Raw genomic sequence first — 18366 nt, 5'->3', positions numbered from 1 at the left:
GTCTTTTCGGACGCGCAAAGGACGCTGTAGCACTTTAAATGGCTGTTGCGATCACGCGGTTTTTTTCTTTTGTGGCTTGATGCTGCCGGCTTTAGAGGCCACATCGCTGCTGTGACAGAAGAAGACGTGGAACCAGCGGAAACGCAGCATGAAACGGGAAAACAGCGGCCTGAAATCCGCTGGGGCGTCGTTGTGTCTGTTGTTGCGCATATTCCTATCATTGCTCTTCTGATTTTCGGGCTGCCGAAGATCGAGCCGAAGCCTGTCGAAGACGAGAGCGTGAAAGTGGAGCTCGTTCCGCCGCCGGAGGAGAAGAAGCCGGAGCCCAAGCCCGAGGAAAAACCACCGGAGCCGAAGCCGCCGGAAGAGGCCAAGAAGGAACCGCCACCACCACCGCCTCCGCCGCCACCGCCTCCTCCTCCTCCACCTCCGCCGGCCAGCAAGACTCCCGAGCAAACTAAGCCGAGGCCTATGCCGACTCTGAGCCCTGTCATCGAGTTTGGCGACAGGAATAGCGGCCCCGAAAAGTCGTTGGCGGGAAATTCTTCTCAGGGCGAAAACAAACCCGCAACAACTCCGCCGCAGCACGATGCCGAACCGGCGCAGATGCCGACAAAGGCTGCCGCAGAAAAACCAAAAACTGAGGAGCCTCCGTCAAAGCCGGTGCCGGACGATGTGAAGCTTCCTGAGGTCGCGACGACCGACGTTTCCCCAGAGCGTAATGGGCCGCCGACAGATGTCTCTGGCGAAGCCAATACAAGTATCGAGGAGGCCAAGCCGCCGGAGCAGCAGACCGCTGAGAAACCGAAAGTGATAGCTAAAGACGATCTGCCCAAGGCAAAAACTCTGTTTTCACGGACGGAAGATGGCAGTTTGTTTGCGCAAACTGCGGTCAGTGGTCTTCCGCGCAAAGAGCGAGTGGCCACGCTTTGCGCCACCGAGCTTCAGGGCCAACTCGTTCACGGTTCGCCGCGTTATTTCCCGTCCGCATTGCCTAGTTTTGGATTGCGAACCGGTACCATCCTTGATGTGAGAGATGCAGCCTTTGGCACAGTTAAGGGCTGGTACCAGGTTCGTTTCCGTTGCGAGGTGGATGAGGACGCCACGAAAGTCGTGTCGTTTGCCCACGAAGTTGGTGGATTGATCCCCCGCAGTCAGTATGCGAAATATGAAATTCGTGACTAGTCCTCGTGACCTGGATTGCGTCTCACCGGCAACAGCCACGCGCAAGCAACCCTACCTAGCTTCTTCCCATGGCCGTGATGATCCGGTGAAGAAGAGGACAATGATATGTCGAATGAGATCGAGCGTTTCTTTGAGCGTCAGGACGAAGCCGTGAGCGCGCTGTTCCTGGAAAACAAGGGCGACGAGTTGACCGATATTCTGGTGGCTGCTCTGGAAGAGGCTTTCGAAATCCTTCTCGAAGCCGCGCCCGCCGACACCGTTCATTGAGGTCGCAGAGGGTTCAGTGCCGATGTGCGCTGACTGACCGTGCCGCTTGCGGTCTCCCGTCCGGTCGGGATAATGCCGCAGCATCGATGGCCTAGATATCATGTCGATTTTTCAAGAGGATCAACCGCCGTCGGCGGGCGCACTTGATGCCCGTTTGGCCGGTTACCGGTTCGAGCGCGATGCACTCGGCCGTTCCGCCGCGAGTGTCTTCCGGCTGGAAGCTCTTGGGTTGCCGACGCTTTATCTGAAGGTCGAAGAGGCTGGTGCTTTCTGCGAACTCGCCGACGAGGCAGTCAGGCTTCGCTGGCTCAAGACTTGCGGTCTGTCCTGTCCCGATTTCATTGCAGAGGACAGCGACGGTGTGCACAACCGGCTGCTGATCAGCGCGCTACCCGGGAGTGACCTCGCCAGTGCATCGGCGCTGACGCCGCTTGCGCGGGTCGAATTGCTGGCTGCGGCGCTTCTTGACCTGCACCGCCTGCCGATCGCATCGTGCCCCTTCGACCATCGGCTGGAGACGCGTATTGCGGCGGCGAAAGCGCGGATGCAGGCCGGCATCGTCGACGAGACCGATTTCGATGAGACGCGGCTTGGAAAGAGTGCCGAGGCTCTGTTTGCCGAACTCGAAAGCGGGAGGCCAGGCGGCGAGGATCTCGTCGTCACCCATGGCGACGCCTGCCTGCCGAATTTCATCGCCTCCGAAGAGGGATTTTCGGGTTATATCGATTGCAGCCGTCTCGGTGTCGCCGACCGCTATCAGGATATCGCGCTCGCCTGCCGCAGCATCGCCTATAATTTCGGCGAGGCGCTGGTGCAGCCCTTCCTTGATTGTTATGGCATGCCGGCCACCGATCCGGCTCGGCTCGAATACTATCAGTTGCTCGACGAGTTCTTCTAGGCCTCCAGGCTGCAACGATTGCGTCATGCCCATGCGGCTGGCAGAGTGCCCGGTGATCGGACCTGCGGGCAGAAAATGGCGAAAAACCAGTTCAGGATGTTGCGCTCGGCGCTGGCTGGCGTCGAAGCGGTGGAAGCGGAAACGCCTCACAGCTTCGACCGGCACACGCATGAGCAGTTCGGCATCGGCCTGATTTCCGCCGGCGCGCAATCTTCGCTCAGCGGCCGCGGCATGGTGGAGGCAGAGGCCGGCGACATCATCACGGTCAATCCGAACGAGGTGCATGACGGCGCGCCGATCGGTGAGGGGCGATCGTGGCGCATCCTCTATTTCGATCCCGCCATCGTCACCGGTCTGTCGCAAGAGATCGGCGAAGGCGGGGCGGGGCGATCGGAAATCCCGCATCCGGTCATCCGCAATGCGGCGATCGCCGCCCGTTTCGAAACGCTGTTTGGCGCGGTGACCGACGGCGCGGCGGCGGATGGGCTGCTCTGCGAGGAACTGCTTCTGCAACTCGTCGCCGACGTCATGCGCGAGCGCTTTGCTACCGAAGAGCGGCCACTGGTGCCGGCGTCGATCCGCGCCGCCCGAAACCTGATTGACGACGATCCGCTTGCCGCCGTCTCGCTCGCCGATCTTTCCAGGGAAAGCGGGCTGAGCCGCTTCCAGGTGTTGCGCGGTTTTGCCAAGGCGACCGGTTTGACGCCGCATGCCTATCTCATCCAGGCCCGCATCCATATCGCGAGGCGGCTGATCGCTCAGGGCATGCCGCTGGCGGAAGCCGCCTTTGCCAGCGGCTTTGCCGACCAGAGCCACATGACGCGCGTCTTCGTGCGCAAATACGGTCTGTCGCCGCGCCTCTATGCCGGCGCCTTTGTCTGAACGTCGATTTTGCGGCTGCAATTTCGTTCAAGACCCCGACCGGCTCCTGCTGTTTCCTCGGCTCGCGCAACAGGAGAAGCTGGATGTCGAGGCAGGTTCATGGGTTTTTCTATCTGGCGCTGGCGATGTTGACGGTCGGAAGCACCGTCATAGCCAGCAAGCTGATCGCGTCGGGTCTGCCGCCGTTCAGCGCCACCGCATTGCGCTTCGCCATCGCCTTTCCTGTCTTTCTCCTGCTGATGCGGGCGACCGGCGCGCGGTTGCCGAAACTCTCCAGGAGCGACCGCCTCATCCTCCTCATTCAGGCGGGGGCTGGCAGCGTCGGTTATACGACGCTGCTGATCTCCGGCCTCAGCCTGACTTCGGCGGCCGATGCCGGCGTCATCATCGGCACGCTGCCGGTGGTGGCGGCCGCAATCTCCATCCTGCTGCTTCGCGAACGGCCGCAGCGTGCCCTGCTTCTGGCCGTGGCGCTTGCGACGGCTGGCGTGCTGTCGATCGCCTTCACGCCGGATGCGGCCGGCGGATCGCTCTCCGGCAATGCGCTGATCTTCCTGGCGGTCGTCTGCGAGGGATTGTTCATCCTGCTGAACAAAAAGCTGAAGACGGAGATTGCGCCGCTTGCCCAGTCGACGCTGATGACCGGCATCGGCTTCATCGTTGCCGCCATCCCGGCCGCTATTTTCGAAGCGCCTTTCGCACAGGGTATTTCCGCAAGCACTGTCGCCGCCGTCTTTTATTATGCGCTGGTGCCGACCGTCGGCGGATTTCTGCTGTGGTATGCGGGGGCAGAAAGGGTGAGCGGCACCGAAGCCGCACTCTTCACCGCGGTTGCGCCAGTTTCCGCCGTCATGCTTGCCTTCATCCTCCTTGGCGAACCGGTCGGGCTCCACCAGCTCGCCGGCATCGCCTGCGTGCTTGCGGCCGTGCTCGGTCTCGCCTTTGCCGGGACCCGCACGGTCAAACTTGCCGGCGGGAGATAGATCATGCAGTTCAGCCATTCCGATGCCATATGGCAGGCCTTTCCAGAGCTTCGCGCCGGCGCGCTGCATGCGGGAGGGATCCATGCGGATGCCGATGTCGAAGCGGCGATCGCAGACTTCAACGCAATCGCCGAGGCCCGGCTGGCGCAAGCGCAGGAAGGCGAATTCCCCGAAATCCAGGCCTGGCGGCGCGGCTTTTCCCGCATGGGGCTGAAGCCGACGCAATATCGCTGCGCTTCCGAGGCGCTGCTGCGCCGCTTCCGCCAGGAACATGCGCTGCCGCGCCTGCATCCGCTCATCGATCTCTGCAATGCGATTTCGCTTGCCTTCGCCATTCCGGTCGCCGTCTTCGACGCTGAAAAGATCGTAGGCGATCTCCAGGTCCGGCGGGCTGGGGGTGACGAGACCTATCTGACCTTTGGCGGCGAGAGCGAACATCCGGAGCCAAACGAGGTGATCTTCGCAGATGGGGCGCAGAATGCGCATGCGCGGCGCTGGACGAACCGGCAGAGCGGGCTTTCGGCGGTGCGGGCGACGACGCGCTCGGTGCTGATCGTTGCCGAGGCGCTGCACGCCTCCGCCGGCGACGACATCGCCAGGCTGGTCGAAACAGTTGCGGATGCGCTTGCACGGCACTGGCCGGCGGCGGCGAAAACGGCGATGCTCAGTCCGGTGTCGCCGCGTTTCGAGTTCTAAAGGGCGCAGCGTTTCAGGGAAAGCAACGTTCGTGGTCTTGGGCCGGCGGCATGCCCGCCCTATCTCTATGCGATCGATAGCTTCTGGAGACGAACCCGATGTCAGACAAGTCGTTCAAGATTCCGGGGCCGGATCATCCGATCACCGTCGAACACAATCCCTCCCGCGTCGTCGTCACGCTCGGCGGCAAGACGATTGCCGATACGCGCGATGCGCTGACGCTGTGCGAGGCCTCCTATCCGCCGGTGCAGTATATTCCGCGCAGGGATGTGGACATGTCGCTGCTTCAGCGCACCGACCATAGCAGCCATTGCCCCTATAAGGGCGACGCCTCCTATTACAGCATCATTCCGGGCGGCGAGCGCTCGAAGAATGCCGTCTGGACCTACGAGGCGCCGAATGCCGTGGTCAGCAGCATCAAGGACCATCTCGCCTTCTATCCCGACCGCGTCGACGGTATCGAAGAGATGGCCTCTCCGGAAGCCGGCGCCTTCTGACGGCAGGCATGACATTGAACCCGTTCCGGCGGAACATGTTTGCCGCCGGACCGTTAGGGTCATCTAGCGGGGAGATGTGTCGTGCCAAAATTCTATTTTCAGCTCTTCGATCGTGATGGCGCCGGGACGACCGAGACGGCATATGATTTTGAATCCATCGAAGCTGCGAAAGCGGAGGCACGGCGCGTGTTGGCGGAGATGGCCACCGAAGGTCTGCCGGCTGCACCTCTGAACATGATGTCGGTGGAACTCTTCGATGAAAGCCGGCGACCGCTCGCGGAAATCCGGCTGATTCTCGAAGAAATTGCGAAACAGCCACGATAGGCACGCCAAGCTGCGAATGCCGGTCGATCGAGCCAAAGCAATCAAAAGACTATGTCAAATTTAATTGCCGGCTATCAAGGCGGGTCTTAGCGTCGCGCCAACCGACCGAGTCGGATTGATGCGTAGGAGTGACCGGCGGCAGCCCCTAAACGGCAACCGCTATCGTAAGACGTCGAGCCATTCATTGTTGAAGACGAGGCTGGCAACCGTGACCGGATCGCCGCTCTCGTCGCGAACGGTGATGGCGATCGTCATTCGATCACCCGCGGGCAGTTCGTCGCGGGCCACATCCAGCAGGATGCGGGTCAGCTCCTTCGGAATGTCTTCACGAGATCTGAGCTCGGTACCGTGCTCGTCGCGCGTGGGGCCTTCCCCGTTGTGTAGATCGAAATAGTAGCGAGCCATGTTCTTTCCTGCGCGTCACAGGAGAAATCACAGATGAAGACAATTGTTCCCGAGGCTAGGCATTGATTCTTATAGAAAATATAGGTCGCATCGAAATGGATCAGGGCTCCAGCAATATCGGGCGGGCAAGACCGTGATTGAATCCCTGCTGCTCAACCTTGGAAGCCGCGATATTTTGTCGGCCGAAGAGGAAAGCCATCTCAGAGCGATCATCGTCAAAGACAGGTATTTTGCTGCCGGGGAGGATCTTGTCTCCGAAGGGAGCAGGCCGGGTTACAGCACGCTGCTGCTTGATGGATTTGCGGCGCGCTACAAGGTGATGGCCGATGGCAGTCGCCAGATCACCGCACTGCATGTCGCCGGCGATTTCGTCGATCTGCACGCTTTCCCGATCAAGAAGATGGATCACGGCATCGTTGCGCTGTCGTCCTGCCATGTCGCCTTCGCCGACCACGGCGATCTCAGAACGATCACCGAGCGCATGCCGCACCTGACGCGGCTGCTCTGGCTCGACACGCTCGTCGATGGCGCCATCCACCGCGAGTGGATCGTCGCCATGGGCCGGCGCTCCAAGCGCGCCCATATCGCCCACCTCGTCTGCGAACTGTTCGTGCGGCTGCAGGTGGTGAAGCGGACGCGGGGCGCAAGCTTCCAGTTTCCGTTGACGCAGATCGAGATGGCCGACGTGCTCGGCGTTTCCGTCGTCCATCTGAACAAGACGCTGCAGGCGCTGAGGCGCGAGGGCGTGTTCATCTGGGAGAACCGGACGATCACCATCGTCGACTGGGAACGCCTGCAGGAAATCGCCGAATTCGATCCCGGCTATCTCAGCATCTCCAGGGAACCGCGCTAGGGCGTCATGGTTCTTGCATCTAAACGGGGTTTGCAACATGTTGCCGGTCGATAGTCGTCGACCGGGATCATCCACATCATGAATAACCTTCCAGCGGTCGATCTCAACCTCCTGGTCGCCTTCGACGCGATCATGGCAGAGCGCAGCGTCACCCGGGCCGGCGCCCGCATCGGCCGCACCCAGCCGGCGATGAGTGCTGCACTTGCCAGGTTGCGCCAGCTTTTTCAGGATGAGCTCTTCGTGCGCAGCCCGAGCGGGCTGGAGCCGACACCGCGCGCGCTCGATCTTGCCGAGCCGATCGGAAAATCTCTGCGGCATGCGCAGGAGGCGCTGGCTTTCAGCGGTGTCTTCGACCCGCGGTCGTCATCGGCTTCGTTCCGGCTCGGTCTCTCCGAACACCCAGCCTTCGTGCTTCTGCCGAAGCTGCTGGCTGCGATCAGGCAGGCCGCGCCCAATATCAGCATCGATGTCAAGGGTTTCATCGCCCGTGAAAAGGCGGTGGAAATGCTCGATGCTGGCGAGGTCGATGCGGCGGTCGGCGTGCCGGTTTCCACGTCGCCACGCATCCTTTCCCGGCTGCTTTTCGAGGAGAGCTTCGTTTCGATCGTCCGCGCCGATCATCCGGCGGCGGCAAGGGGTCTCGATCTCGATACTTTCGTCGCGCTCGACCACCTGCTCGTATCGCCGGAAGGCGATCGTTATGGCCATGTCGACCGTAAGCTTTCGGAACTCGGCCTGCGCCGCAGGCTCGGCCTGACGCTGCCGCAGATGTATGCGGCGCCGGCGATCGTCGCCGAGACCGATCTCGTCGCCACGCTGATGCGCGGCATCGTCGACGTTTCGGATAGCCGCGCCCAGCTGTCTCTCCATAAGCCGCCGATCGAGCTGCTGCCGGTCTCCTTTGCGCTGTCATGGCATCGCCGCAACGATTCCCATGTCGGGCAGCAGTGGTTCCGCGAACTGATCGGGTCAGTTGCGGCGAAAAAGCAGGATCGGCTCGGGGAATCGAACTGATCCTGCTTGTGAAGTCGCCAGCTCGCCTTACACCATCAGCAGCGTCTTGCCGCGGGCGCCACCCTTCGAAAGGGACCGCAAGGCCTCGGACGTGTCCGCAAGGGCGAATTCTTGGCCGATGACGCTTTGGAGACGGCCATCTGTGGCAAGTGCCGCCACCGCAGCCAGGCGGCCGGCATCGCTCTGGTGAAAGAGGAATTGCGCATCGATGCCGCGCGCCTTCGGCCCTTCGGTGTCGAACGGTGCGGAAAGGCCGATGAGCTTGCCGCCGCGGCGGATGATGCCGAGTGATCGCTCCAGCGTTTCGCCGCCAATCGTGTCGATCACCAGGTCGAGGCCCGTCGCGAAGGCGGTAAAATCCTGGTTGCGATAGTCGATCACCCCGTCAGCGCCGAGCGAGCGGACGAGGTCGAGATTGGCCGCGGAGGCTGTCGCCGTCACATGCGCGCCGGCACGCTTTGCAAGCTGAACCGCGAAGCTGCCGACGCCGCCGGCGCCGGCATGGATAAGCACCGATTGGCCGGGCTGGACGGCTCCGGCCTCGAACAGCGCCTGCCAGGCGCTGGCCGCAGCCGTCGGCAGGCCGGCGAGGCTTGCGAGCGGCAGATCGGCCGACATCGGAACGACCAATCGGGCGGGCACGGCCGCCAGTTCGGCAAAGGCGCCGCCGCTTGCCGGATCGGTGCGCGCGATCACCCTGTCACCCGGCCTGACGGTGGCGACGAGCGGGCCTGTTGCAACCACCGTTCCGGCGAGATCGGTCCCGAGCGTATAGGGGAAGGCGAGGGGGAAAAAGTCCTTCAGATATCCGGCAAGCAGCTTGTTATCCATTGGATTGAGGGCGGCCGCCTCGACACGGATGAGCACGTCGTCAAGGCCGGGTACCGGCTCGGGCACATCCTCGATCCGGATATCGTATATCGCGCCATAGGCATGGATGCGGGCGGCCTTCATCACGCGCTCTCCGGATGAAGGGACGTCGTCTTCGGCGGCCAGGCGCCGAGCTGGTGCAGCATGCCGAACCAGTCCTCGAGATGCCAGGTGTGGGAGATCCTGTCGCCTTCGAAGCGGTGGAATTCATGGAGCGCGATCTCGATTCGGCGATTCGTCGCCGGAATGCCGAAGAGCGCGCCGCGTTGGGTGCCGACGATACGGGCGCGAACGCCGGCGCGGTCGTTGAAGCCGATCACTTCGTCGACCACGATCTCCACATCCGGCAGGGATTCGATAAAGCCGAGGATGATCGGCTTCAGCCCGGCTGGCCCGGGACCCTGGCCGGGGGCGAGCGGAATATCCTGCCAGCCTGATGTGACGGCCTCATCGAGAAGATCGGGATTTTTGCGCGTGAAGGCGCCGTAGAAGGTTTCAAGCGTTGCGTGCTGCTCTGCGGTCAGCGTACTTGCCGTGGTGTCGATGGTCATCGAAAGCCTCTTGGTTTGGTAACAGCAATGAGGCTACGGCCAGCCGCTCCATATCGGAAATTGATACCTGATATATCGCCTCATCCATATTTTGTATGAGCAAAGGCCCGGGCCTAACGCAATCCGGTGAGCGCAGCTCATTCCGATTGACAAGCCATCCATTCGAGCAGAACACCGTTCCGGCATTCAAAAACTCTATAAAGGCTGGCGGACCCACGCTGCCGGCCGGTGACATCGCAATGGACATATCCCAAGGACCGGGGAGCGTTCTTCGCCACCCCGGCTATCTGAACTTCGCTGCCTCCCGCGTTTTTTCCTCGCTCTCCTTCCAGTCCATTGGCATCGCCATGGGATGGATGATCTACGATCAGACGCACAGCGCCTTTGCGCTCGGCCTCGTCGGCTTCTGCCAGTTCCTGCCGATGGCGGTGCTGACCTTCGTCGTCGGTCATGTCGCCGACCGGTTCGACCGGCGGCGCATCGGGCTTGTCTGCCAGTTGATCGAGGCGGTGACGGCCCTGGTGCTGGCGATCGCCACCTGGCAGCAATGGCTGACGCCGGCCGGCATCCTTGCCGCCGTCACGGTGCTCGGCGCCGTCGTCGCCTTCGAGCGCCCGACCATGGCGGCGCTGCTGCCGAACATCGTGCCGGCCTCGATGCTGCAGAAGGCGGTTGCAACCTCGACTTCGATGATGCAGACGGCGCTGATCGTCGGCCCATCGCTCGGCGGCCTGCTTTATGGCCTCCATCCCGTCGCGCCCTTTGCTATAGCAGCGCTGCTTTTTGCCGTTGCGAGTTTCAACGTCATCTCGATCCGGATGCAATGGAGCCCTGCCAAGCGCGAGCCGGTGACACTAGCCTCGGTCTTTGCCGGCGTCTCCTTCATCCGCAGCCGACCGGTGATGCTCGGCACGATCTCGCTCGATCTCTTCGCGGTGCTGCTCGGCGGCGCGACCGCGCTGCTGCCGATGTTTGCCCGCGATATCCTGCATGCCGGTCCGTGGGGGCTCGGCCTGCTGCGCGCGGCGCCCGCGGTCGGCGCGCTCGCCATGTCGATCGTGCTTGCCCGCCGGCCGCTCGAGAGCAATGTCGGGCGCAAGATGCTTGCCGCCGTCGCCGTGTTCGGCGTCGCCACCATCGTCTTCTCGCTCTCCACCAATATCGCGCTTTCCGTCGTAGCGCTGCTCGTCGTCGGCGCGTCCGACACGGTGAGCGTCGTCGTGCGCAGCTCGCTGGTGCAGCTTTTGACGCCGGACGAAATGCGTGGCCGCGTCAGTGCCGTCAACTCGCTGTTCATCGGCACCTCCAACCAGCTCGGCGAATTCGAATCCGGCATGATGGCGGCAGCCCTCGGGCCCGTCGCCACCGGCGTTGTCGGCGGGTTCGGCACGATCGTCGTCGTGCTCCTGTGGATGCGGCTCTTCCCCGATCTCACCAAGGTCAAGACGCTGCAGGGCTAGTGCATGCATGACGCGTTGAAAGCGGCGACCGCTCCCGTTAGGTTCGCCCCAAATATCATTCGGCGGAGCCGCGCGTGACGACGACAAATTTCCTATCCTGTGTCCTGGCGGCAGTTTTCACGTCGGTGCCGGCTATGGCGCTGGCCGAGTGGCAGGCGGTCGAAGAGGTGCGGCCTTATTCGATATCAGGCAAAACGGGCGCTGAGCTCTATGAATCGATTGGGGCGCGAGGGCCTGAAGCCGGTGCGGGCAGGGTGATCGCGCATACGACGTTCAAGTTGACCTGGACCCGGAAATACGAACCGCAGGGAAACGCCTGCGTGATCACGACCAACCGGCCGAAGCTGATCATCACCTATACGCTGCCGAAGCCGGCGGCCGAGCTGCCGGCCGCCGTCAAGAGCAGCTGGCAGGCCTTCATATCAGGCGTGCAGGCCCATGAGCGGGTGCATGGCGAGACCATCAAGGAGATGGTCAAGGAAATCGAGGCGACGAGCATCGGCCTCACCGTCGCCGACGATCCCGATTGCAAGAAGATCCGGATCGAACTGACCCGCCGCCTCGGCGAGATTTCCGGCAGGCAGCGCCAGCGCGGCCGTGACTTCGACAAGATCGAAATGGGTGACGGCGGCAATATCCAGCAGCTCATCCTGAAGCTGGTGAACGGGCCCTGATTGCCCGTCGCTGCCGCGCGCTTTATCCCTGGACCTGCCCGACCGATCTCCTATCTCTCCCGCTAACGAGGGCAGGTGGAGGAGAAGCGCAATGTCCTATGTCGACGGTTTCATCGTGGCGGTGCCGAAGGAGAATGTCGATGCTTACAAAGAATTCTCGACCTTCGCCGGCTCGATCTGGAAGGAATATGGCGCGCTCGAATATGTCGAATGCATCGGCGACGACGTGCCCTATGGCGAGCTGACCTCCTTTCCCCGCGCCGTGCAGGCCAAGGAGGACGAGGTGGTGGTGTTTTCCTGGATCGTCTACCGGTCCCGGCAGGAGCGTGACGATATCAATGCGAAGGTGATGGACGATCCGAGACTCAAGGGCGACCAATGGCAGATGCCGTTCGACGGCAAGCGGATGATCTATGGCGGCTTCGAGATGATGCTCAAGCTCTGATGCCGCCTTGCCAGGGCGCGTGTAGACTTGCGTGAGGCAAGCATTGACTTGGCCGTCACGGCGCGCCAACTCCCGGGAGATGTCATTCCAGACGGGAGAGCGCCTTGCCTCAGACGATCCTCATCTTGTCCACACGCGGACAGGGCCTTTACGAATTCACCGACCAGGCGGAGGCCTTCGTCAGAGCGTCGGGGCGGGAGGAGGGGCTTCTCACCGTCTTCGTGCGCCACACTTCCTGTTCGCTGCTGATCCAGGAAAATGCCGATCCCGACGTGCGCACCGATCTTCTCTCCTTCTTCCGCCGCCTCGTGCCGCCGGCCTCCGATCCCTCGATGGGCTGGGTCGTGCATCGGGCCGAGGGGCCGGACGACATGCCGGCGCATATCAAGGCGGCGCTGACGCAGGTCTCGATCGGCATTCCCGTCGCCAGGGGGCGGCTGATGCTTGGCACCTGGCAGGGTATCTATCTCTACGAACATCGCGACCGGCCGCACCGGCGCGAAATCGTGCTGCATCTTGGCAGCTGAAACCGGATTCATTCTTGTGAATGCAAACTGAATGCCCGGTTCGAACACCGTTCAGTTTGCGGCGGTTACTGTCGAGACAATCCCTGAAGGGAGAGCTTAGGTAATACCAATCGACGGAGACACCCCATGACGCATTTCCTGACTAAGGCTTCGCTTGCCGCTTTGCTCGCCCTCTGCACCATTCCGGCCACAGTTTCCACGGCCGCCGCCGCAGGGCCGCAGACGAGCTTTATCGTCGAGGCGCAATACCATCGTCCGATACGCGGCTGCTCGCCGATGCATGCGGTGCGCAAGGCGCGTGATTTCGGCCTGCGGGACGCCCACATCACCCGCATGTCGCCACGGGTCGTTGTCGTCGCGGGGCGCGAACGCCGCGGCTGGGACAGGATTACCTTCGCGAATGTCCGCGGCTGCCCGCTGATCCGGCGCTGAGGACTCCGCGGCAAGCGCCCATGTGGTGCTTGCCGCCCCGTTTTTGCCTTGACGCTGACACTTTCAGCCGTCTCTTCTCTGACCCGTATGAGTGATTCCCAAATGACGCTTCGGCGTAATGCGGACGAATGGGGAGGGCGGCTTGACCGGCCCGACTTTCAAACGAAAGGTTTTTCGATGATGCAGTTTCTGGCAAAGGCGGGTCTTGCCGTCATGCTGACAGCCGGTACCCTGGCCGGCACGGTGGCGCCTGCCGCCGCCCAGTTGAATATTATTATTGGCGAGCCGGACCGGGGTCCGCCGCAGGACTATCGCCGTCCGCCTCCGGGTTATGACCGTCCGCCTCCGGGTTATGACCGTCCGCTTCCGGGCTATGGCCGCCCGTCGCGCGGCTGCAATCCGCAGCTCGCCGAAAACCTCGCTCGCGATTACGGCTTCCGCCGCGCCCGGGTCGTCGACATCACGCCGCGCCGCGTGATCGTCCAGGGTTGGACCCGTCGCGGCCCCGATGAGATGAGCTTCGGCAATGTGCGCGGTTGCCCCGCTCTGCGCCGCTGATATCAAGGTCGAATACCGCCTCGTCTCCCCGATGCGGCGGCCACAACCGCCTTTGCCAGTCTCCCCGGATCGGCAAGGGCGGTTTTCTTTGTGCGCTCAGTTTGACTGCGCTCTTTCCTCCGGCATCATCGTGGGTCTTGTGCCACGGCTGTCCGGTTGGCGCCAATGGCTGCCCCTCATCCGGCTGGTGGCGGCAGCCGGATGAGGGGCTGGTCTCGCCGATCTCCAGAGCCGAGATGTTGCGTGTCTCAATCAGCAGGAAGTCGGTAGACTTTGACAGCAGTTTGAGCGCCGTGCGCCTGAAAAGAGGCGCGGCGCTTTCATTTTACTGCTCGATGGCGAAGGTCACGGTGACGCTGACATTGTAATTGTTCTCGCCGCTCTGGACGGGAACGGCAGCGTCGGAGGCCTCCTTCATCATCGTAGCGCGATAGACCGGCTGCGGCATTGCGCGAGGCACATTCTCGTTGATCTCGATGATGCGGCCGAGCTTGACGCCGGCGGCTTCGCTCAGCGTCTTCGCCTTTTTGACCGCTTCGGCGACGGCATCCTTGCGCGCCTCTTCGATGGCGGCATCCGGCTTGTCATTGGTGAACTGGATGTCGCCGCCCTGGTTGATGCCGAGGCTGACGGACTGGTCGATCACCGCGCCGAGCTTGGCGAGATCGCGCAGCCGGACGGTGACCGAATTGATGGTCTGGTAGCCGATCAGCTGCGGCTGCTGCTGCTGGCCGTCGACCGGCTGCGGATAATTGTATTGCGGCTGGATGGAAAAGCCGGAGGTCTGGAGGTCGCGCTCGGCGATGCCGCCGCTCTTCAGCGCGGCAAGCACGTCGTTCATCGCCTTGTTGTTCTCGTCGAGCGCTTCGCGGGCGGTTTTCGCCTGTTTGACGACGGCGAAATTGACGATGGCCATATCGGGAGCGACGGACGATTCGCCATCGCCGGTCACCGAAATCACCGGCTCGCGCGGCTTCATCTCCTGCGCGAAGGCGGGCGCTGCGGCGGCGAGCGGCAGCGCCAAAAGGGCGGTCATCAGGACTGTTCTGGTATAGATCGGCGCCATGTTTTCATTCCTTGGTTGTCGTTTCCCGGAAGAGCTTTCTGTCGGTTGATTGTGAAGCTATTACGGCGGAAAAGACAGGCGCATGTGTAGCGAGAAAAAAATGTCAGGGATGCCTGTATCGGAGCCTGTACCTGCAGGACGTCCGCCAACTCTTAAGAGCCGAAACGGCTGGACCGGAACCGACGGCTCGCTATCATGTGGCGACCATCGACAACGAGGAAGCAATGTTCGAAACGCTCGATCCCGTCCCGTCCGAGATCGCCACCGCGATTTCCGACGGCCTGAACGCCTTCAACGAGAGCGCTGAGATCAGACGCGAGGCTTTTGCCATCGTTTGGCGAGAGAACGGAGGGCTTATCGCCGGAATAACGGCGTCCGTTTCCTTCTCGGTTCTTTTCATCGGTAATCTGTGGGTCGCAAAATCGCTGCGGCTGGGCGGCATCGGCACGAAATTGATGGCGGCGGCCGAAAAAGAAGGGCGTCGCCGCGCCGCGGTCGCGGCCTGCGTCGACACGCTCTCGACCCAGGCCCCGGATTTTTACCCGAAGCTCGGATATGTCGAATTCGGCAGGATCAGCGGGCACGCGGGAGGCCGGCCCGTTGACCGGATCTGGTTCCGCAAGGAATTGTCCGCCGTGGCTTGATCATGACCGCCGGCTGTGGCCGCCCCCCTCTGCCCGGGCCTGGGCAGAGGGGACTCACACGGCACGCCGGTAAAGCTGTAGCAAACAATGCTGCTCTGGCGCGACCGCTTCCCAAATCCTGCAGACCTGATAGCAAATACGGCGGGTTAAGGAACAAACGGCGGCCGCGCTGCTGCGGCCGGCAAGGGGGCAGCATGCGCTTCATGGCAATTCTTTCGATCAGCCTCGCCATCGGTCTGGCGGGGTGCTCTCAGGTGGCGGAAAAGGCGGAGAACGCCGCCAACCGCTCTTACACCAGCTATGCGCTGGGCAAGCCCTATGCGGAGGTCGCCAATCTTGGCCAGTCGCCAATGGCGCGGCTTTCCGGCTCCGAAGCGACCTTCGGGCCGATGATCGGCGCGACGCCATTGATGAACGGCATGACGATCTACCGGCATATGGCGCCCGGCTCCCAGACCGAGACCGGCACGAATTTCGCCGGCCTGGTCGGCAGTTCCACGATTTCGCAGAACAACCGGCTTTCCTATTTCCTGGTGGGCGCCGACGGAATCGTCAAGGATTGGGCCACGGGCTCGGTACAGGGCAGCGCCAGCGATTGCGTGCAGTATATCGGTGGCATCATCAACCGCTGCAACGATATGCGCCAGCTCCAGGCTTCACTCGCGCTCTATGACGTCAGGGTGGCGACCAAGGCCGGCCAGCCTATCTCCAGCTGGGGCGACCGGCCGCACCCGTAGTCAGCTGAGGATGCGCGCCAGCCGGGATGAGGTCACTACCTTACCCGGCGGCGAGCGGATGCCTTGGATGGCCAAAGCATGTCGCGCAAATGTGTGGAGCGGTTTCGCGATAAACAGATGCGCGAAACCAAAGGCGAAAGCGCGGTAAGCGAACTTAAAAGTTCGCTACGCGCTTCAGGCGCCGAAATCGTCCATGAAGGATGGATGGATGGCGGGCTTGCGCTCTTCGCGTGCGTCGCGAATACGCTGGGGAACCGCGCCGAGACCAGCAACGAAGCGGGTCAGGAGATTGCGGTGGAAAAGTTTGTGTATGGCACTCATGGCAGTTTACTCATTCTTTTTTTTGTTAGCTGGCAGCATATATTTTGCGCAAGCTGCTATCGCAATGGGCAATTTTACATGACAGTTATGCGACAGTGCATGGCTTGAGGCAGTGGGGCTGAAAAACGATCACATTGGCGTTAGAAGGGGCCGCCGAGGCCGCTCAACCCCTATAAGTCCTCGCATACCCTCGTGATGGCGTGGTAGATTGCAAACTTCGGCTAAAGCCGTGCCCCTCCGAGGAGAAGCTCAGATGAACCGATTTTTCGCATTTATCGCGACCGGAACGCTGATCAGCCTTGCCACGATCATTTCGGCTTGCACTTCGTCCGGAAATCTCGACCAGACGTCGTCGATCGGCGGCGGTTATGGCGGTTATTATGAGCGTCAGCCGCTTAATCCGGCGTGTGGGGGTGGGTTCAGGCCGAGCGATGGCCGCTCTTGTAGCTATTAGAAATGTGCGCCGATCGGGCATGATGCCGCCGGACGAAGTCGTGTGATACTGGCCATCCCCACAGACGAACCATCGCGGCAATCAGACTTCTCATTTTCCAGCGCTAGTAGCTGCACGGACGATCATTGCCGAATCCATCGCGGCAGGCAGGCCGAAGGGCAAAGTCTGCACTCTGAGCGGTATAGCCGACCGAACCCGTCTGCACCGAGTCGTTTGAGCTCGTGGTACACGACGACGCCGATACGGCAATGACGAAGACGGCTGCCATGGCTGCCGATAGTTTGCGAGTTTGAAGCATCTCCCCACCCCTTACTGGCCAAAGTGTCCGTATAATCCTGGCAAGTAGGGCCGATGAGGCGTCCTGATAACTGTCGTTGTCGATCAAGATTTTGTTATTGCCTGAAAACCCCTTCGCTGGCGTTCGCTGCCACGATCAAGGTTGTCTCGGCCACGCCTACAGATGTCGTTTGTTTGGACAACGACGATATGGGGAGCCGCAGCCTGTCAAAGAGGTCCCATTCACCAAGTCGATTTCCCTATTTGGCCTACGCGGGGATCGGTATCAAATGCGAAGAAGCTGGACATTGAGGGCGGGCACCTTCGGCTTGACGGGAAATGAAATGAGCACGGCGTTTTCCCTTCTAGGTTGGTTTGCCACCATTTACAGGGGCTGGAACCTACTCACGTCTCTGTTCGAGCGGAGCCGAAGGACGTCCGAATTGAAGCGTGCCGGAATCGCCTTCCTTGTCCTAACCGCCTCGATCTTAATCAGCGGCATTTTGTTCGAAAACGATGCGCGGAATGAGGGCTCCGAAAGTGTGAACGACAGGCAAGATGCCAATAGCGTCGGCATATACGATCCTGCAGTTTGGAAGGCCGAGAAGGCGGCGGATCTCTCTTCGAAACGGCGAAGCACGTAGTCCAGGTCGGTCTCATTCCACTGGACTGAGCAGTGCTGCGGGGGTGTGGCTGACACACTGTAAACATCGGGCGAGGGCAGGCCATGCTCAGAGAAAAGCGCTTGCAACACTTCGATTGCAGTCTTGTCCATCCAGATGCGGCAATCTGAACGGCGCGAGAGCAGCCATATCTGCGGGCGTATGGTCAGCGTATAGGACCGTAGGCCCCGCGTTACTGGCGGGCCTTCTGAGAGCCTTGTAACGAGGCCGTTGAAGGGCCGTCGAAGGCCTTCGGCGATCTCGACGTCGACGGTCACCAGGTTGCCAATCAGCTCTTCCGGCTTCACCACTTCACGTTTGGCACGAACGACGAGCTTTATCTCGAAAAGTTGATTTACCCCTTCCTCGACCGACATCCTCTCCGGTAGGAGCTGGTCGTCACCCAACGGTGACGTAAGCTTTAGAACGCGATTTGCTTGGATGAAATCGGAAGACAAAAAGAGGTCGTTCATAACGTTCTCCGAATGAAATCCCTGAGATACGCTCAATCTAAGGTTCTATAATCATCAATATCGGCGGCAAGTAGGAACCTCTGAGGGTCTGTCAACCCCGGCACTCGGAAAGCGTGTGGAGTCGATTGAGACCCGACGGCAGATCAAGTTGGAGCTGCTTACTAGCCGCACATGAAAGATATCATCGATACCTGGTGAAATGATTGGGGATG

Annotated in this window: 25 protein-coding genes and 1 pseudogene; 19 read left to right on the top strand and 7 right to left on the bottom strand. The window is 61.4% G+C overall.

From position 1 onward, the window contains the following. Positions 1-69: 69 nt before the first annotated feature. The 8 genes from AB8B31_RS14905 (at position 70) to AB8B31_RS14870 (ending at position 5732) form a co-directional block, all read left to right on the top strand. Complete coding sequence (locus AB8B31_RS14905; protein ID WP_166465881.1) at positions 70-1185, top strand: DUF930 domain-containing protein; 1116 nt, start codon at positions 70-72, stop codon at positions 1183-1185. 105 nt (positions 1186-1290) lie between these two features. Further along, the gene (locus tag AB8B31_RS14900; protein ID WP_018446623.1) at positions 1291-1452 is read left to right on the top strand and encodes a hypothetical protein; all 162 of its coding nucleotides are present in this window, start codon (positions 1291-1293) and stop codon (positions 1450-1452) included. 100 nt (positions 1453-1552) lie between these two features. Further along, on the top strand, positions 1553-2350 hold the full coding sequence (locus AB8B31_RS14895; protein WP_130652806.1) for an APH(3') family aminoglycoside O-phosphotransferase: 798 nt from the start codon (positions 1553-1555) through the stop codon (positions 2348-2350). A 75-nt stretch (positions 2351-2425) separates the two neighbouring features. Continuing rightward, entirely contained in the window at positions 2426-3232 is an 807-nt protein-coding gene (locus tag AB8B31_RS14890; RefSeq protein ID WP_130652805.1) for a helix-turn-helix transcriptional regulator, read from the top strand. Positions 3233-3315: 83 nt separating this feature from the next. Continuing rightward, a complete protein-coding gene (locus AB8B31_RS14885) occupies positions 3316-4215 on the top strand; it encodes a DMT family transporter (RefSeq protein WP_130748014.1) in 900 nt (299 codons plus the stop codon). A gap of 3 nt (positions 4216-4218) precedes the next feature. Further along, positions 4219-4911, top strand: a complete 693-nt coding sequence (locus tag AB8B31_RS14880; protein ID WP_130652803.1) for a B3/B4 domain-containing protein — start codon at positions 4219-4221, stop codon at positions 4909-4911. 98 nt (positions 4912-5009) lie between these two features. Beyond that, complete coding sequence (locus tag AB8B31_RS14875) at positions 5010-5408, top strand: DUF427 domain-containing protein (RefSeq protein ID WP_130652802.1); 399 nt, start codon at positions 5010-5012, stop codon at positions 5406-5408. Between the two features lie 81 nt (positions 5409-5489). Continuing rightward, entirely contained in the window at positions 5490-5732 is a 243-nt protein-coding gene (locus tag AB8B31_RS14870; RefSeq protein ID WP_018242968.1) for a DUF6894 family protein, read from the top strand. A gap of 159 nt (positions 5733-5891) precedes the next feature. Here the strand turns inward: AB8B31_RS14870 and AB8B31_RS14865 are convergent, their stop codons facing one another. Continuing rightward, the gene (locus tag AB8B31_RS14865) at positions 5892-6137 is read right to left on the bottom strand and encodes a DUF6894 family protein (protein ID WP_018242967.1); all 246 of its coding nucleotides are present in this window, start codon (positions 6135-6137) and stop codon (positions 5892-5894) included. Between the two features lie 133 nt (positions 6138-6270). On the opposite strand from AB8B31_RS14865, the gene AB8B31_RS14860 reads away from it, so the two are divergent. Both AB8B31_RS14860 and AB8B31_RS14855 read left to right on the top strand, forming a co-directional pair. Then, on the top strand, positions 6271-6990 hold the full coding sequence (locus tag AB8B31_RS14860) for a Crp/Fnr family transcriptional regulator (RefSeq protein WP_018446617.1): 720 nt from the start codon (positions 6271-6273) through the stop codon (positions 6988-6990). A 78-nt stretch (positions 6991-7068) separates the two neighbouring features. After that, positions 7069-8004: a LysR family transcriptional regulator gene (locus AB8B31_RS14855; protein ID WP_018242965.1), complete on the top strand. Its 936-nt coding sequence runs from the start codon at positions 7069-7071 to the stop codon at positions 8002-8004. A 27-nt stretch (positions 8005-8031) separates the two neighbouring features. Here AB8B31_RS14855 and AB8B31_RS14850 read toward each other — a convergent pair whose 3' ends face one another. Both AB8B31_RS14850 and AB8B31_RS14845 read right to left on the bottom strand, forming a co-directional pair. Continuing rightward, positions 8032-8958 (bottom strand): NADP-dependent oxidoreductase, encoded by a 927-nt coding sequence (locus AB8B31_RS14850; RefSeq protein WP_130652801.1) that lies wholly within the window; start codon positions 8956-8958, stop codon positions 8032-8034. Next, the gene (locus AB8B31_RS14845) at positions 8958-9425 is read right to left on the bottom strand and encodes an ester cyclase (protein WP_047618415.1); all 468 of its coding nucleotides are present in this window, start codon (positions 9423-9425) and stop codon (positions 8958-8960) included. Before AB8B31_RS14845 ends, AB8B31_RS14850 begins: the two co-directional genes overlap by 1 nt. A 239-nt stretch (positions 9426-9664) precedes the next feature. Here AB8B31_RS14845 and AB8B31_RS14840 point away from each other — a divergent pair, with 239 nt between their 5' ends. The 6 genes from AB8B31_RS14840 (at position 9665) to AB8B31_RS14815 (ending at position 13521) form a co-directional block, all read left to right on the top strand. After that, a complete protein-coding gene (locus tag AB8B31_RS14840; RefSeq protein ID WP_026230697.1) occupies positions 9665-10885 on the top strand; it encodes an MFS transporter in 1221 nt (406 codons plus the stop codon). 134 nt (positions 10886-11019) lie between these two features. Beyond that, the gene (locus AB8B31_RS14835) at positions 11020-11559 is read left to right on the top strand and encodes a DUF922 domain-containing Zn-dependent protease (RefSeq protein ID WP_050565075.1); all 540 of its coding nucleotides are present in this window, start codon (positions 11020-11022) and stop codon (positions 11557-11559) included. A 91-nt stretch (positions 11560-11650) separates the two neighbouring features. After that, on the top strand, positions 11651-12004 hold the full coding sequence (locus AB8B31_RS14830; RefSeq protein ID WP_018242960.1) for a DUF1428 domain-containing protein: 354 nt from the start codon (positions 11651-11653) through the stop codon (positions 12002-12004). 104 nt (positions 12005-12108) lie between these two features. Continuing rightward, the gene (locus AB8B31_RS14825) at positions 12109-12531 is read left to right on the top strand and encodes a secondary thiamine-phosphate synthase enzyme YjbQ (RefSeq protein WP_018446611.1); all 423 of its coding nucleotides are present in this window, start codon (positions 12109-12111) and stop codon (positions 12529-12531) included. A gap of 126 nt (positions 12532-12657) precedes the next feature. Further along, the gene (locus AB8B31_RS14820) at positions 12658-12963 is read left to right on the top strand and encodes a hypothetical protein (protein ID WP_018242958.1); all 306 of its coding nucleotides are present in this window, start codon (positions 12658-12660) and stop codon (positions 12961-12963) included. A 177-nt stretch (positions 12964-13140) separates the two neighbouring features. Beyond that, positions 13141-13521 carry a hypothetical protein gene (locus AB8B31_RS14815; protein WP_018446610.1) on the top strand — a complete coding sequence of 127 codons (381 nt, stop codon included), beginning with the start codon at positions 13141-13143 and terminating at the stop codon, positions 13519-13521. Between the two features lie 325 nt (positions 13522-13846). Here AB8B31_RS14815 and AB8B31_RS14810 read toward each other — a convergent pair whose 3' ends face one another. Continuing rightward, the gene (locus AB8B31_RS14810; protein ID WP_018242956.1) at positions 13847-14587 is read right to left on the bottom strand and encodes an SIMPL domain-containing protein; all 741 of its coding nucleotides are present in this window, start codon (positions 14585-14587) and stop codon (positions 13847-13849) included. Between the two features lie 197 nt (positions 14588-14784). Here AB8B31_RS14810 and AB8B31_RS14805 point away from each other — a divergent pair, with 197 nt between their 5' ends. Both AB8B31_RS14805 and AB8B31_RS14800 read left to right on the top strand, forming a co-directional pair. After that, positions 14785-15231, top strand: coding sequence for a GNAT family N-acetyltransferase (locus AB8B31_RS14805; protein ID WP_130653551.1), 447 nt, complete (start codon positions 14785-14787; stop codon positions 15229-15231). A 194-nt stretch (positions 15232-15425) separates the two neighbouring features. After that, positions 15426-15968: a hypothetical protein gene (locus AB8B31_RS14800; protein ID WP_130652800.1), complete on the top strand. Its 543-nt coding sequence runs from the start codon at positions 15426-15428 to the stop codon at positions 15966-15968. A gap of 174 nt (positions 15969-16142) precedes the next feature. On the opposite strand, the gene AB8B31_RS14795 is transcribed toward AB8B31_RS14800, so the two are convergent. Beyond that, positions 16143-16289, bottom strand: coding sequence for a hypothetical protein (locus AB8B31_RS14795; protein ID WP_164902606.1), 147 nt, complete (start codon positions 16287-16289; stop codon positions 16143-16145). 253 nt (positions 16290-16542) lie between these two features. Between AB8B31_RS14795 and AB8B31_RS14790 the strand changes: the two genes are divergently transcribed. After that, entirely contained in the window at positions 16543-16743 is a 201-nt protein-coding gene (locus AB8B31_RS14790; protein ID WP_018446607.1) for a hypothetical protein, read from the top strand. A gap of 103 nt (positions 16744-16846) precedes the next feature. Here the strand turns inward: AB8B31_RS14790 and AB8B31_RS14785 are convergent, their stop codons facing one another. Both AB8B31_RS14785 and AB8B31_RS14780 read right to left on the bottom strand, forming a co-directional pair. Then, positions 16847-17041 (bottom strand): hypothetical protein, encoded by a 195-nt coding sequence (locus tag AB8B31_RS14785; RefSeq protein ID WP_130652799.1) that lies wholly within the window; start codon positions 17039-17041, stop codon positions 16847-16849. 597 nt (positions 17042-17638) lie between these two features. Next, positions 17639-18154: pseudogene (locus tag AB8B31_RS14780) on the bottom strand (contractile injection system protein, VgrG/Pvc8 family); the annotation flags it as partial. Between the last annotated feature and the right edge of the window lie 212 nt (positions 18155-18366).

Source organism: Rhizobium sp. 62_C5_N11_2 (assembly GCF_051811185.1).
Classification (GTDB): Bacteria; Pseudomonadota; Alphaproteobacteria; order Rhizobiales; family Rhizobiaceae; genus Rhizobium; species Rhizobium leguminosarum.
Note: the sequence above shows the minus strand (reverse complement) of the source record. Positions and strands in the feature narration are given on the sequence as shown.

What these genes read in the sequence shown, in the direction of transcription:
- AB8B31_RS14865 (WP_018242967.1), bottom strand. Translation starts at nt 6,137, where the DNA reads ATGGCTCGCTACTATTTCGATCTACACAACGGGGAAGGCCCCACGCGC.
- AB8B31_RS14790 (WP_018446607.1), top strand. Translation starts at nt 16,543, where the DNA reads ATGAACCGATTTTTCGCATTTATCGCGACCGGAACGCTGATCAGCCTT.
- AB8B31_RS14800 (WP_130652800.1), top strand. Translation starts at nt 15,426, where the DNA reads ATGCGCTTCATGGCAATTCTTTCGATCAGCCTCGCCATCGGTCTGGCG.
- AB8B31_RS14815 (WP_018446610.1), top strand. Translation starts at nt 13,141, where the DNA reads ATGATGCAGTTTCTGGCAAAGGCGGGTCTTGCCGTCATGCTGACAGCC.
- AB8B31_RS14810 (WP_018242956.1), bottom strand. Translation starts at nt 14,587, where the DNA reads ATGGCGCCGATCTATACCAGAACAGTCCTGATGACCGCCCTTTTGGCG.
- AB8B31_RS14845 (WP_047618415.1), bottom strand. Translation starts at nt 9,425, where the DNA reads ATGACCATCGACACCACGGCAAGTACGCTGACCGCAGAGCAGCACGCA.
- AB8B31_RS14900 (WP_018446623.1), top strand. Translation starts at nt 1,291, where the DNA reads ATGTCGAATGAGATCGAGCGTTTCTTTGAGCGTCAGGACGAAGCCGTG.
- AB8B31_RS14875 (WP_130652802.1), top strand. Translation starts at nt 5,010, where the DNA reads ATGTCAGACAAGTCGTTCAAGATTCCGGGGCCGGATCATCCGATCACC.
- AB8B31_RS14885 (WP_130748014.1), top strand. Translation starts at nt 3,316, where the DNA reads ATGTCGAGGCAGGTTCATGGGTTTTTCTATCTGGCGCTGGCGATGTTG.
- AB8B31_RS14895 (WP_130652806.1), top strand. Translation starts at nt 1,553, where the DNA reads ATGTCGATTTTTCAAGAGGATCAACCGCCGTCGGCGGGCGCACTTGAT.
- AB8B31_RS14850 (WP_130652801.1), bottom strand. Translation starts at nt 8,958, where the DNA reads ATGAAGGCCGCCCGCATCCATGCCTATGGCGCGATATACGATATCCGG.
- AB8B31_RS14855 (WP_018242965.1), top strand. Translation starts at nt 7,069, where the DNA reads ATGAATAACCTTCCAGCGGTCGATCTCAACCTCCTGGTCGCCTTCGAC.
- AB8B31_RS14830 (WP_018242960.1), top strand. Translation starts at nt 11,651, where the DNA reads ATGTCCTATGTCGACGGTTTCATCGTGGCGGTGCCGAAGGAGAATGTC.
- AB8B31_RS14820 (WP_018242958.1), top strand. Translation starts at nt 12,658, where the DNA reads ATGACGCATTTCCTGACTAAGGCTTCGCTTGCCGCTTTGCTCGCCCTC.
- AB8B31_RS14890 (WP_130652805.1), top strand. Translation starts at nt 2,426, where the DNA reads ATGGCGAAAAACCAGTTCAGGATGTTGCGCTCGGCGCTGGCTGGCGTC.
- AB8B31_RS14785 (WP_130652799.1), bottom strand. Translation starts at nt 17,041, where the DNA reads ATGCTTCAAACTCGCAAACTATCGGCAGCCATGGCAGCCGTCTTCGTC.
- AB8B31_RS14835 (WP_050565075.1), top strand. Translation starts at nt 11,020, where the DNA reads ATGGCGCTGGCCGAGTGGCAGGCGGTCGAAGAGGTGCGGCCTTATTCG.
- AB8B31_RS14795 (WP_164902606.1), bottom strand. Translation starts at nt 16,289, where the DNA reads ATGAGTGCCATACACAAACTTTTCCACCGCAATCTCCTGACCCGCTTC.
- AB8B31_RS14880 (WP_130652803.1), top strand. Translation starts at nt 4,219, where the DNA reads ATGCAGTTCAGCCATTCCGATGCCATATGGCAGGCCTTTCCAGAGCTT.
- AB8B31_RS14840 (WP_026230697.1), top strand. Translation starts at nt 9,665, where the DNA reads ATGGACATATCCCAAGGACCGGGGAGCGTTCTTCGCCACCCCGGCTAT.